General features: G+C 69.4%; 9 protein-coding genes. All 9 read right to left on the bottom strand.

Going from position 1 to position 13,009, the window contains the following annotated elements; translation table 11 throughout:
* Positions 1-553: enoyl-CoA hydratase family protein (locus VGD32_RS04830; RefSeq protein WP_331030772.1), on the bottom strand; the 553-nt coding region annotated here is incomplete at its 3' end.
* Positions 550-1,050 carry a MarR family winged helix-turn-helix transcriptional regulator gene (locus tag VGD32_RS04825; protein WP_331030771.1) on the bottom strand — a complete coding sequence of 167 codons (501 nt, stop codon included), beginning with the start codon at positions 1,048-1,050 and terminating at the stop codon, positions 550-552. The genes VGD32_RS04830 and VGD32_RS04825, both read right to left, overlap by 4 nt.
* The gene (locus tag VGD32_RS04820) at positions 1,047-1,808 is read right to left on the bottom strand and encodes an SDR family oxidoreductase (protein ID WP_331030770.1); all 762 of its coding nucleotides are present in this window, start codon (positions 1,806-1,808) and stop codon (positions 1,047-1,049) included. The genes VGD32_RS04825 and VGD32_RS04820 overlap by 4 nt, the downstream gene beginning before the upstream one ends.
* A complete protein-coding gene (locus VGD32_RS04815) occupies positions 1,805-4,087 on the bottom strand; it encodes a bifunctional salicylyl-CoA 5-hydroxylase/oxidoreductase (protein WP_331030769.1) in 2,283 nt (760 codons plus the stop codon). The genes VGD32_RS04820 and VGD32_RS04815 overlap by 4 nt, the downstream gene beginning before the upstream one ends.
* 75 nt (positions 4,088-4,162) lie before the next feature.
* The gene (locus VGD32_RS04810) at positions 4,163-5,671 is read right to left on the bottom strand and encodes a tryptophan halogenase family protein (RefSeq protein ID WP_331030768.1); all 1,509 of its coding nucleotides are present in this window, start codon (positions 5,669-5,671) and stop codon (positions 4,163-4,165) included.
* Positions 5,672-5,695: 24 nt separating this feature from the next.
* Positions 5,696-7,642 (bottom strand): glycoside hydrolase family 3 protein, encoded by a 1,947-nt coding sequence (locus tag VGD32_RS04805; RefSeq protein ID WP_331030767.1) that lies wholly within the window; start codon positions 7,640-7,642, stop codon positions 5,696-5,698.
* A gap of 106 nt (positions 7,643-7,748) precedes the next feature.
* Positions 7,749-10,610 (bottom strand): TonB-dependent receptor, encoded by a 2,862-nt coding sequence (locus VGD32_RS04800; RefSeq protein WP_331030766.1) that lies wholly within the window; start codon positions 10,608-10,610, stop codon positions 7,749-7,751.
* 181 nt (positions 10,611-10,791) lie between these two features.
* On the bottom strand, positions 10,792-12,228 hold the full coding sequence (locus tag VGD32_RS04795) for a glycoside hydrolase family 30 protein (RefSeq protein WP_331030765.1): 1,437 nt from the start codon (positions 12,226-12,228) through the stop codon (positions 10,792-10,794).
* A gap of 101 nt (positions 12,229-12,329) precedes the next feature.
* On the bottom strand, positions 12,330-13,009 hold a 680-nt coding region (locus VGD32_RS04790), incomplete at its 5' end, for a substrate-binding domain-containing protein (protein ID WP_331030764.1).

The following is a 13,009-nucleotide window of genomic DNA, read 5'->3' as shown; positions in this document are numbered from 1 at the left end:
GTTCGCCCTCGTCGGCCGTCATCACCCGGCCGGTGAACAGCAGTTCGGAGGCGCGCCCCTGACCGATGAGCCGGGGCAGGATGGCGCACGCGCCCATGTCGCAACCGGCCAGGCCGACGCGGGTGAACAGGAAGGCGGTCTTCGTGCGCGGCGTGGCGATGCGCAGGTCCGAGGCCATGGCCATGATGGCGCCCGCGCCGACGCAGACGCCGTCCAGCGCGGCGATGACCGGTTGCGGGCAGCCGCGCATCGCCTTGACCAGGTCGCCGGTCATGCGGGTGACGTCGAGCAGCGCCGGCATGGCCATATCGGTCAGCGGGCCGATGATCTCGTGCACGTCGCCGCCCGAGGAGAAGTTGCCGCCGGCGCCGGTGACGATGACGACCCTGCTGTCGCGGGCGTGGACGAGGGCGCGGAACAGGTCGCGCATCTCTGCGTAGGAGTCGAAGGTCAGCGGGTTCTTCCGCTCCGGCCGGTTGAGGGTCAGCACGGCCACGCCGTCGTCATCCACCGACCAGAGGAAATGTTCGGCCTTGTAGTCGCGCGCCTTCATCGGTTCGGCTCCTCATGGATGGCGGACCGGAGCGACCGCTTGGTCTGCTCCAGCAGGCGGATCAGGTCGTCGGCCTCAGGACCGGTCAGGCCGGCGAACAGGGTCTCGATCCAGTGTTCGTGCGCCGTCGCCATCGCGGCGAAGCGGACGCGGCCTGTGGCGGTCAGGCGCACCCGTTGCACGCGGCGGTCGGCGCCCGGCAGGTGCTCGATCAGACCGTCGGCCTTGAGCCGCTGCGCCAGGCCGGTGACGTTGCCGTTGGAGACCATCAGCATGCGCGAAACCTCGCCCATGGTCAGCCCCGCCTCCCCGGCGCGGTCGAGCGCCGACAGCATGTCGAAACGCGGCAGGGTCGAGCCGAACTCGTCGCGCAGGCGTTGTGAGATGGTCTGTTCGATGGTGGTGGCGCAGGTCAGCAGCCGCAGCCACAGGCGCAGTGAGCGCTTGCCGTCCGGCGCGCCGCCCAGCCTGTCGGGGAGGGAGGCGGCGGCGTTCACAGCTCGCCCCCAGCGACGGGAATCGCCGCGCCGTTAATCCCGGAAGCGCCGTCGCCGCACAGCCAGACGATGGTCTGGGCCACCTCGTCCGGGGTGATCAGCCGGCCCTGCGGGTTGGAGGCGGCCAGGGCGGCGCGGGCCTCGTCCTCGCTGCGCCCGGTCTTGCCGATGATGGCGTCGATGGACCTTGCGACAAGATCGGTGTCGGTGAAGCCGGGGCAGACGGCGTTGACCGTGACGCCCTTGCTGGCGACCTCGAGAGCCAGGGCCCGGGTCAGGCCGACGAGGCCGTGCTTGGCGGCGACATAGGCGGAGACGTAGGCATAGCCCTTCAGCCCGGCGGTCGAGGCGACGTTGACGATCCGGCCCCACCGCCGCGTCAGCATGCCGGGCAGCACCAGCCTCGCGGCCTCGGCGGGAGCCTCCAGATTGAGGGCCAGCATGGCGCGCAGGCCATCGGCGCCGGTCTTCAGGAACGGGGCGGACGAGGCGGCGCCGGCGTTGTTGATCAGGATGTCGATTGGGCCGAAGCGGTCCCGGCCGACCTCAATGGCGGCGGCCAGCATGTCGGGATCGGTCACGTCGGCGGGGGCGGCGAAGGCGAGGTCGCCAATGCGGTCGGCGCTCTCGTTGAGGCGACCGATATGACGGCCGATGAGGGTGACCTGACAGCCGGCCTCGGCCAGCCGTTCGGCCGTGGCGCGGCCGATGCCCGATCCCGCGCCGGTGACCACGGCGTGATGTCCGCTCAGGCTCATACCGGACCCGCCTGCTGCTGCTTCTCGAGATTGCGGGCCAGCTGGGCGAAGCCCTGCCGGTACTGCACCGGCGGCCGGATGCCGCGCCAGCCCAGTTCGGCGGCGGCGCGCAGGCTCCAGTTCGGATCGGCCAGATGCGGCCGGGCGAGGGCGCACAGGTCGGCGCGCCCGGCCGCGAGGATGCTGTTGACGTGGTCGGTCTCGTAGATGTTTCCGACGGCCATGGTCGCCACCCCCGCCTCGTTGCGGATGCGGTCGCTCAGAGGGGTCTGGAACATGCGGCCGTAGACCGGCCGGGCCTCCGGCGTGGTCTGACCGGCGGACACGTCGATCAGGTCGCAGCCGGCGTCGGCGAAGGCGCGGGCGATGGCGACGGACTCCCCGGGAGTGATCCCTTCCTCGACCCAGTCGGTGGCGGACAGACGCACGGACATCGGCTTCTGGTCCGGCCATGCGGCGCGCATGGCGGCGAAGACCTCCAGCGGGAACCGGAGCCGGTTCTCGAGCGAGCCGCCGTACTCGTCCGCCCGATGGTTCGAGACCGGGGTCAGGAAGGACGACAGCAGATAGCCGTGGGCGCAGTGCAGCTCGATCATGTCGAAGCCGGCCTCGTCGGCCCAGCCGACGGCGCGGACGAAGTCGGCCTTGACCCGGTCCATGTCGGCGCGGGTCATCTCGCGGGGGACCTGGTCGCCTTCCGACCAGGCGATGGGGGACGGAGCGATCAGCTCCCAGCCGCCCTCCAGCAGGGGCTGGTCGGCGCGCGGGCCCCATGGCCGTTCGACCGAGCCCTTGCGGCCGGCGTGGGCCAGCTGCAGGGCGATGCGCGCGCCCTGGGCGTGGACGAAGTCGACGATCCGCTTCCAGGCGTCGCGGTGTTTTGGGCTGTACATGCCGGCGCAACCCGGCGTGATGCGGGCGTCGGCCGAGACATCGGTCATTTCGGCGAACACCAGGCCGGCGCCGCCGAGGGCGCGGGCGCCGAGGTGGACGAGGTGGAAGTCGCCGACGGTTCCGTCCTCGGCCGAATACATGCACATCGGCGAGACGACGACGCGATTGGGCACGGTCAGGCCGCGCAGTCTCAGCGGCGCGAACATGGGCGGCGGGGGCTCAGGCGAAGGCGGCGCGCCGGCTTTGTCGGCGAACCAGCGCTCGACCCCCGTCAGGAATTCGCGGTCGCGCAGGCGCAGGTTCTCGTGGCTGACGCGCTGGCTGCGGGTCAGCAGGCTGTAGGCGAACTGCATCGGCTCGAGGCCGACGTAGCGATCGACGGTCTCGAACCATTCGGTGGAGTTGCGGGCGGCGCTCTGCAGTTTCAGCACCTCGACGCGGCGTTCGACCTCGTAGGCGGCGAGGGCGGCGTCGAGATCGCCGCCTTCGGTCAGGGCTTCCGCCAGCCGGATGGCGTCCTCGAAGGCCAGCTTTGTGCCGGAGCCGATGGAGAAATGCGCCGTGTGCGCCGCGTCGCCGAGCAGGATGACCTTGCCGTCGCGCCAGTTCGAGCAGGCCACCCGCGGGAAGTTCAGCCAGGCCGAACCGCGCAGGTGGCGGGCGTTGCTCATCAGGGCGTGGCCGTCCAGCCAGGCGGCGAACAGGCCTTCCGCGGCGCGGCAGGTCTGGTCCTGGTCCATGGCGTCGAAGCCGAGGCCGCGCCAGGTCGCCTCGGAGCATTCGACGATGAAGGTCGAGGCGCCCGGTTCGAACTGGTAGGCGTGGGCCCAGATCCAGCCGTGCGGCGTCTCGACGAAGGCGAAGGTGAAGGCGTCGAAGGACTGCGTCGTGCCCAGCCAGATGTATTTGTTGGCCCGCACGTCGATGTCGACCCCGAACACGTCCGGGCTGTCGTTGCGCACCCGACTGTTGAGACCGTCGGCGGCGACGATCACGTCGGCGTCCAGGGCCCGGATGTCGGCGACCTCGCTCTCGAAACGCAGATCCACGCCGAGCGCGCGGGCGCGTTCCTGCAGGATGTTCAGCAGGCGTCGCCGCCCGATCCCCGCGAAGCCATGGCCGCCGGAGCGGACGACCTGGTCGTGGATATGGACGTCGATGTCGTCCCAGTGGACGAAGGCGGCTTCGATGACCGCGGCGGTGTCGGGATCGTTGGCCTTGAGATTGGCCAGGGTCTGGTCGGAGAAGACCACGCCCCAGCCGAAGGTGTCGTCGGGCCGGTTGCGCTCGTGCACCACCACCTCGAGCGAGGGATCGCGCAGCTTCAGGGATATGGCGAGGTAGAGACCGCCGGGCCCGGCCCCGACGACGGCGATGCTTCTCACGGCGGCTCGCGGCGACATATTTTATATATGAAATATTCGCCGGTCGAAGTCCAGCGGCGGCGCCGGGCCGGCTGGTCAGGCGATGGCTTCGGCGGGGGCGGTCCGGGCGACGTAGGCGGCGTGGTCCGGCATGACGGCCACGCATTTGCGGATGACGCCCTCGACGTTCTCGAGGAAGGCGACCACCTCGGCGTCGCTCTTGATGTCGACCAGGGGGTCGTAGCCGCGCGGGATGACGCCCTGGCCGAGGAAGACCTGGATCCAGCTCTCCTCGGCGAACAGTTCCTCGTCCTCGCGGAAGACGCGGCCGTTGGCGGCGAAGAGGTCCATCTTGCGCTGGAGCGTGTCGGGCACCTCCATGTCGCGGCAGTAGCGCCAGAACGGGGAGTCGTCCCGCGCCGTCGCCTTGTAGTGAAGGATGATGAAATCGCGGATCCGCTCGTATTCGAAATCGGTCTGGCGGTTGAACTCGGCGATGGTGGCGGCGTCGAAGCCGGCGTCGGGCAGCAGGCGCACCATGCGGATGATGGCCGACTGGATCAGATGGATGCTGGTGGACTCGATCGGCTCGAGGAATCCGCCGGCGAGGCCGATGGCGACGCAGTTCCTGTTCCAGGCCTGTTTGCGCTTGCCCGGGAGGAAGCGGAGCCGGTTCGGCTCGGCCAGTTGCTCGCCGTCCAGATTGGCGAGCAGGACCCGTTCCGCCTCGTCGTCGTCTATGTGGGCGCTGGAGTAGACGTGGCCGTTGCCGGTCCGGTGCTGCAACGGAATGCGCCACTGCCAGCCGGACGAGCGCGCGGTGGCGCGGGTATAGGGGGTGAACGGCTCGGTCCGCGTGCAGGGCACGGCCATGGCCCGATCGCAGATCAGCCAGCGGCTCCAGTCCTCATAGCCGGTCTTCATCGCCTGTTCGATGATCAGGCCGCGGAAGCCCGAGCAGTCCACGAACAGGTCGGCCTCGATGGTCTCGCCGTCGTCCATGGTCACGGACTGGACGAAGCCGTCGTCGCCCCGCAGCGTCACGTCGGCGACCTTGCCCTCGCGCCGCTTCACGCCCTTGGCCTCCGCCAGACCCCGCAGGTAGCGGCCGTAGAGGCCGGCGTCGAACTGGAAGGCGTGGGCGATCTGGCCGATCGGCGAGTCGACCATCTTCGGGTCGGCGCGCATGAATTTGTTCTCGAGCGCCGCGGCCGTGTTGATCGAGAAGTTGGCGAAGTCGGAGGCGCGGCCGAGGCTGTTCATCTTCAGCCAGTACTGGTGGCAGCGCAGCCATTCCATGTCGCGGCCGATCAGGCCGAAGCCATGGATGTAGCTGTGCCCCTGCTTCCACCAGTCGACGAACTGGACCCCCAGCTTGTAGCTGCCCTGGGTCCGCTTCATGAACTCGATCTCGTCGAGACCGAGCAGCTCGTTGTATTTCTTGATCGCCGGGATGGTGGCTTCGCCGACCCCGACGATGCCGATGGCCTCCGACTCGATCAGGGTGATGTCGTACAGGCCCTTGAAGAGCTTGGAGAGCAGCGCCGCCGTCATCCAGCCGGCCGTGCCGCCGCCGACGATCAGGATTTTCTTGAGCTGCCTCATCCGGTCCCGTGCGCTCCTGTGAACCTAGCTTTCGCAGGTCGCCGGCGTGGCCGGCAAGGGCAGGCGGCCGACCGGCGCGGCGCGGGCGTAGCTGAGCCCGTAGCCGCGGGCGAACTGAACGATCTGGCCCGCGCCCTCGCCGGTGCTGCACGCCGAACCTGGCCAGGCGAACGAGAGCCGGCCCGTGAAGTCGTGCGCGCCGCCGACCAGCACGTCCGCCAGGCCGCCGCCGCCCTCGGTGCCGGGCAGGAAGGCGGCCACGAAGGCGTCCGACAGGTTGATCAGGTCGTTCGCATAGGCCGGGCGGCCGGAATAGAGCACGGTGACAACCGGCACGCCCTTGCCCGACACCGCCTGAAGGGCGGCCAGATCGGCGGGGTGCTGCAGGCTGTGCTGGACCGGGGCGGGATAGCGGACGTCGCCATTGTACTCGGCGTAGGGCGTCTCTCCCAGCACGGCCACGACGGCGTCGAACTGCGACACGTCCACGCCGGCTCCGTCGATCGACCAGGCGACGTTGTCGGCCCCGAGGGTTTCGCGCAGGGCGCTCAGCAGGGTCTGGCCGGTGGCGAAGTCGGCATTGGCGTTCTCCGTGCCCTGCCATGTCAGCGACCAGCCGCCGGTCTGGTTCGACAGGCTGTCGGCGCTGGCGCCCACGACGAGGACCTTGCGGCCGCGTTGCAGGGGCAGGGCGGCGTTGTCGTTCTTGAGCAGGACCACGGACTTGCGCACCGCCTCGCGCGCCAGGGCGCGGGCGTCCAGCACGTCGGCGCGACCGGTGAGGACGCTGGCGGAGGCCGGGCGGTCGAACAGGCCGGAGCGCATCTTCACCCGCAGGATGCGGGTCACGGCGTCGTCGATCCGCGCTTCCGACACGCGGCCCTCGCGGACATCGGCGACGGTGTTGGCGATGAAGGCGCGCCAGTCCTCGGGCACCATGAACACGTCAATGCCGGCGTTGACCGCCTGCGGGCAGTGATCCTTGGCGCAGCCGGCGACCTGCTCGATTCCATTCCAGTCGGACACCACCAGGCCGTCGAAGCCCAGGTCACCCTTCAGGTGGCCCGCGATCAGGTCCCGGTTGCCGTGCATCTTGCCGTGATCCTGGCCGGTCCCGGCGTCGTACCAGCTGCTGTACGAGATCATCACCGTCTGCACGCCGGCGTCGAGCGCGCCGTGGTAGCCGGCGCCGTGGCGGGTCAGCAGGTCCTCGCGGGTGGCGCGGGTCTGGCCCTGGTCGACGCCGTTGAAGGTGCCGCCGTCGCCCAGATAGTGTTTGGCCGTCGCCAGGACGTCGCCGTCGCCGGTCAGGTCGCCCTGCAGGCCGCGCACCATGGCCTCCCCGTAGCGCCGGACGAGCGCCGGATCGCTGGACCAGCTCTCATAGGTGCGGCCCCAGCGACGGTTCTCGCCGACAGCGAGGGTCGGGGCGAAGGCCCAGGTGATGCCGGTGGCGCGGACCTGCCGCGCCGTGGCCCGGCCGATCCGCTCGATAAGCGCCGGATCGTTGGCGGCGCCGAGGCCGATGTTGTGGGGGAAGATGGTCGCGCCCGAGACGTTGTTGTGCCCGTGCACGGCGTCCGTGCCCCACAGCAGCGGAATCTTCACCGCCATGTCGGTGGCCATGGCCGCGTCGGCGTAGGCGTCGGCCCAGGCGGCCCACTCGGCCACCGTCGAACGCTTGTCGTTGTCCGGCCAGGCGCCGCCACCGTTCAGCACGGTGCCGATGTAGTACTGACGCACCTCGTCCGGGGTGATGTTGCGGACATCGGGCTGGGTGATCTGGCCGACCTTCTGCTCCAGCGTCATGCCCGCCACCATCCCGGCGATGCGGGCTTCCATGGCCGGATCGAGGACGGCGTGAGCACGGCCCGCCGAAGCTTCGACCGCCGCCGGCGGCAGGATCGCCGTCGGCGCGCAGCCCGCCAGCAGCAGGAGGGAAAGCGAGAGCTTCAGGGCGGGGCGCTTCATTCGTGTACTCGACGACTCACAGGGAAGGGCGGCCGCCGGAACCGGGACGGGGAGGTCGTCCGGTCCCGGCGTTTCCGAATCCGGCGCGTTGGGCCCGCGCCGGCGGTCAGAACCGGTAGTTGATGCCGAACAGATACTGTCGGCCGTACTCTTCGTAGGTCTCGGGCAGGCTGCCGCCGTCCGCGGTGGTGGTGCCGCCGCTGTCGAGGCCGAGGCGGGTGCGGTAGGGCGAGTTGGTCAGGTTGTTGACCTGGAACAGCAGGCCAAGACCCTCCAGCTGACCTTCCTGGAACGTGTAGCCGATCTGCGCGTCGATCTGCTCGTCGTCGAGGATCTCGGTCTGGCCGCGGGTCGCGAACAGCTGGACCACCTCGCCCTTGAAGGCCTCGCGGAAACGCTTGCTGATGCGCGCCTGGAAACCGTCACGCTCGTAGTAGGCGGTCATGTTGTAGACCATGCCCGAGAGCCCCGGGATGCGGACGGGCGGCCCGCCGGCGGTGGGGTTGAGATCGGACTCCGTGAAGGAGACGCTGCCCAGCACCCCGAAGCCGTCCAGCGGCTCCCATACGGTGCCGAAGTTGAGGGCGCCGCTGATCTCGATACCCTCGACCACGCCGCCCTTGCCGTTGGCGGGCAGGGTGATCTGGCCGATCGGGCTGATCGTCACGCCGGGCGGGATCGACGAGGCCGTGCTGGGCAGCGGGATTCCCGAGAAGTCGAACTCGGTGGTCTGCTGATAGATGTAGGTGTCGAGGTTCTTGTAGAAGCCGGCGATCGACAGATAGGTCGTGGGGTTCACGTACCATTCGTAGGCCAGATCGAAGGCGGTGGCCCGCCAAGGCTCGAGGTGCGGGTTGCCGCCGGAGGCCGACCACGGATTGACCGTCGTGCCCGGCAGGCAGGGCTGGCCGGTGCAGACCAAGGCGTTGAAGCCGGGCGTCACGTTGGCGCGCATCTCGTCCATGCGGGGACGGGCCATGGTCTTGGACGCCGCGAAACGGATGCGGTGCCCGTCGCCGAGGTCGTAGATCATGTTCAGGCTGGGCAGGACGTCGGTGTAGTCCGCGCCCTCGGTGATCGTCATCGGCGTGATGGGCTGGCCCGGCTCAAGGCCGTTGATGACCACGCCGGTCGATTCCTGCGACTGCTGGACGACCTGGACGCCGACGTTGCCGCGCACCTGCCCGCGTTCGAATTCGGCGCGCGCGAACCAGGTGAGGACCTCTTCCTCGATGTCCCAATTCTTGTCGAAATAGTTGGCGTCGAGAATGGGGGCGCGGTCGTAGTAGACGTCCAGCGCCCGGCTCAGATCGACACTGAGCACGTCGCCAAAGCCGCCGAAGTCCAGCGTGGTGGCCTCGACCAGATACTGGGGATCGACGTACACCTGCTGGCGGCCGTTCTTGAGGAACAGGTCGAAGTCGTCGACGCGCTTGGTCTTGTTGCGATTGGCCAGGTTCACGCCGGCGCTGACGGTATGGATGATGCCGTCGAGGTCGCGCTCGAACTTCAGGTCAGCGGCGTAGATGCGTTCCTCCACGTCGGGGAAGCGGATGGCCCCGTCGTGCCCCCAGCCGCCCCACGGAGCGCGGTCGCCCAGCGACACCTGCGAGGCGTCGGCGTAGTTCAGGCCGGTCGTATAGGTCGGATAGCCGTCGTCGTTGACCTCGAAGGTGATGGTGTCGAGCGTGCGGCCGACGTCCGGGGTGCCCGGGGTGACGCCGCCGACGCCGCGGCCATAGCCGGCGTAGGTTTCGAGGATCTGCTCGCGCCGCTCGTTGGTCGAATACGACAGGTCGGCCACGACGCGCGTGCGCTCGTCGATCTCGAACTCGTTGTTCAGACCGACCGAGAACAGCTCGTCCTCACGGGTGTTGAAGTCGTTGCGGATGATCGGAACGCCGCCGTTCAGCGTGCCGCTGGTGGCGAACAGGGATCCGCCCCGCGTCTCGGTCTGGACGTCGGTAAAGGTCGCGCCGTCGGCCCAACCGTTCGAGAACCACTGCGCCCCGCGCGTCGTCTCTTCCTGGTCGAATTTCGAATAGTAGAGATCGAGGGTCGAGTGGAGGCGGTCGTTCGGACGCCATTCGACGATGCCGATGACCGCGTCACGCTGGTTCAGGCGCGAGGTGGCGAACAGCTCCTGCCCGTTCAGGATCAGGGCGTCATCGGCGCTGTCGGGCGTGACGGCGAAGCCGAACGCCTCGTAGCCATAGGCCTTGTAGTGGCGGTTCTGCGACGGGGAGTCGAGGTGGGCGTACCCCAGGGCGACGCCGATGGTGTCATCCGCGAACTGGTCGATGTAGCTGACCGAGAAGCGGCCGCCGTAGTTGCGGACGTCGTCGTTCAGGCTGTCGCCCTCGATCATTTCCCCGCGCAGGTTCAGCGCGATGGCGCGGCTCCCGAACTCGAGCGGCCGGACGGTGCGCAGGTCGGCGGTGCCCGACAGGCCCATGCCGGAAATCTCGGCGTCCGGGGTCTTGTAGATGACCACGCCGGACAGCAGTTCGGACGGGTATTGGTCGAACTCGACGGCGCGGTTGTCGCCGGAGCTGGCCTGCTGACGGCCGTTGAGCAGGGTGGTGGTGAAGTCCGGAGCGAGGCCGCGGATCGAGATCACCTGGGCGCGGCCGTTGACGCGCTGGGCGGCCAGACCGGGCAGGCGGGCGATCGACTCGGCGATGGACACATCGGGGAGCTTGCCGATGTCCTCGGCCGAGACCGCCTCCACGATCGAGGTCTCGTTGCGCTTGATGCTGATCGAGTCCGCCAGGCCGCGGCGCAGGCCGGTGACGATGACCTCCTCGACCTCGGTGGCCTCCTCGTCCTGCGGCGGCGGCGGGACCGGATCCTGCGCCATGGCGACGCCGGGCGCGACCATCGCGAGGGCGAGCGCCGACACCGTCAGGCAAAGCTGTGACGGCGACACCGCGCCGGTCTTGCGAACGCCTGCGAACTGGCTGCGCATGAATACCCCCTGTTGTTTCCCCGGCGCGGGCCCCTTGAGCCGCACGTCCTTCTTGCCGCGCCGCCCCCGATCCTGAAAGATCGATTGGAAGCGCTTCCAATCGCTAGCCGAAATGAGGTTCCGGCGCAATCCGCATTCCGGCGGCGTCGATCACGGCTTGCTACCGGCCCGGTCGCGGGCCTCAGGGCCGGCGCGCCCAGACGTAGGTGGCGGCGGCCTGCGGCGGCAGCTCGGCCGCAGCGCTGCGTCCGCCCTCGCGGATCCGGAAGGCGACAGGCGCGGCCCCGTCGTTGAGGACGATCAGCACCCGCTCGCCGTCGGGATTGACGAAGGCGACCGCTTGCAGTCCCTCGGGCTTCAGGGAGACGACCCGCCGCGCGCCCGGCCGCACGAAGCGGCTGGCGTGTCCGAAGGCGTAGTATTCCTGATTTCGTTCGATCGCGCCGGTGCGGCTGTCGATCTTCACCACGCCGCGGCAGTTGCCGCAGCCGCCGGCGTGCGGCCCGTAGTTCTCGTCCAGGGCCAGATTCCACATCAGGACGCCGCGCGCCCAGTGTTCGGTGGAGCCGATGATCAGATTCTTCATCGTCCAGGTGAAGCTGTCGGCGAATCCCGGGGTCCACTCCCCGCCGGAGCATTCGGTGAAGAAGACGTCCTTGTCGGGCCAGGCGTCCCGAACCCGGCTCTGGGCCGAGACGTCGCCGCCGTAGCAATGCCACGCCACCCCGGCGATGAAGGGGCGCGCGCGCTCGTCGGCCAGCACCGCCAGCGGCTGTTGCGGCAGATCCCAGTTGTGATCCCAGTCCAGAATCTTCGTGGTGATGCCGGCGTCGCGGAGCCGGGGGCCGAGATGTTCGCCGACGAAGGCCGCGCGACCCTCGGGCGCCCACCGCATGCCAGGATAGCTGTCCGGCTCGAAGTCCGGCTCGTTCTGGATGCTGAGGTAGTCGGTCGGCACGCCGTGCGCCGCCGCCGACTCGATGTAGCGGCGGAAATAGTCGGCGTAGGTCGAATAGAACTCCGGCTTCAGCTGGCCCTGGATCATCGAGCCCGTGGTCTTCATCCATCCGGGCGCGCTCCATGGCGAGGCCATGACCTTGAGCTCGGGATTGGCGGCGAGGGCCTGACGGACGGTCGGAAAGACCTGGGCCTCCATGCGGGCGGTCGAGAAGCTCGCGAGCGTGGGATCGGGCGTGTCTGCGAGGCTGTAGTGGTCGAGCGAGAAGTCCGAGGCTCCGATGGTCACGCGCGTGAAGCCGAAGCCGAGGCCGCCGTCTTCCCGGCCGAACAGTTCGCGGATCAGCGCGTCCCGCTGGTCATCGCCCAGCCGGGTCTGGATCAGGAAGGCCGAGGCGTCGGTGATCGCCGCGCCGAAGCCGACCATCTCCTGGAACCGCTGGTCCGGGTCGACCGTGATGACCGGTCCGGCCGGAGCGCCGTCGGCCTCGAAACGAAGCGGCGCCTGTTCGGCCAACAATCGGGCGCGGTCGCCCGACGTCATCCAGACGCGGGCGGACGGGTCCGCAGGAGTTCCGGCGCAGGCGGCGGCGCCGAGCGTCGCCACCCCCGCGCCGATGATCAGCGCCCGGCGGGCGAGCGTTGCGATTCGCCAGGTCATGGCGTCCCTCCTCCTGTTGGCCGGACGCTCGAGCCACGCGCGGCGTCCGTTGGCGCTCCGCGTTGGAAGCGCTTCCAGTAGGGCGCTCCGCGGCGCGCGCGTCAAGCGCTGACGGTCGCCAGTCTTGATGCGACCCGTCCGGCGGAGGCGCGGGCGACCACCGCGTGCGGCAGGGTGATGAACCGCCAGTCGGCGTCCCGCCGCGTGCCCGCCAGCCGTCCGGCGATGAGGCGCACCGCCTCGCCGCCCATGTCCTTCAGCGGCTGGTGGACGGTGGTCAGCGGCGGCCAGACGATCTCGGACACCGGCGTGTCGTCGAAGCCGGTGATGGACAGCCGTCCCGGGACGTCGAGCCCCCGGCCATGAGCGGTCGACAGGGCGCCGGCGGCCATGTCGTCGTTGGCGCAAACCAGGGCCGTGGGCGGGTCCGGCTGATCAAACAGCCGGGCCGCCAGCAGGCTGCCAGACCGGAAGGTGAAGTCGCCCTGGAGCACCGTGACCGCTTCGGGATCGAGCCGGCGTTCGCGCAGGGCCCGCTTCAGACCGTCGAAGCGCTGTTCGGCCGACAGGTGGCCCGCGATCCCGCTGATGAAGGCGAAGCGGCGGTGGCCGAGATCCAGCAGGTGGCGGGCGATGTCGTAGCCGCCCGCCTCGTCGTCGATGCCGACGCCGTCGGCGACCGAGCGGCCGGGGCCGCCGGGGGATATGGTCGCAACCTGACAGCCCTGACGCCGGATTTCCTCGATCAGGGCGGCGTCGTCGGCGAAGGGCGGAGTCAGGA

It is taken from the genome of Brevundimonas sp. (assembly GCF_036402095.1).
Taxonomy (GTDB): domain Bacteria; phylum Pseudomonadota; class Alphaproteobacteria; order Caulobacterales; family Caulobacteraceae; genus Brevundimonas.
This window is presented reverse-complemented; position numbering and strand designations above follow the sequence as displayed.

What these genes read in the sequence shown, in the direction of transcription:
- VGD32_RS04820 (WP_331030770.1), bottom strand. Translation starts at nt 1,808, where the DNA reads ATGAGCCTGAGCGGACATCACGCCGTGGTCACCGGCGCGGGATCGGGC.
- VGD32_RS04810 (WP_331030768.1), bottom strand. Translation starts at nt 5,671, where the DNA reads ATGAGGCAGCTCAAGAAAATCCTGATCGTCGGCGGCGGCACGGCCGGC.
- VGD32_RS04805 (WP_331030767.1), bottom strand. Translation starts at nt 7,642, where the DNA reads ATGAAGCGCCCCGCCCTGAAGCTCTCGCTTTCCCTCCTGCTGCTGGCG.
- VGD32_RS04800 (WP_331030766.1), bottom strand. Translation starts at nt 10,610, where the DNA reads ATGCGCAGCCAGTTCGCAGGCGTTCGCAAGACCGGCGCGGTGTCGCCG.
- VGD32_RS04795 (WP_331030765.1), bottom strand. Translation starts at nt 12,228, where the DNA reads ATGACCTGGCGAATCGCAACGCTCGCCCGCCGGGCGCTGATCATCGGC.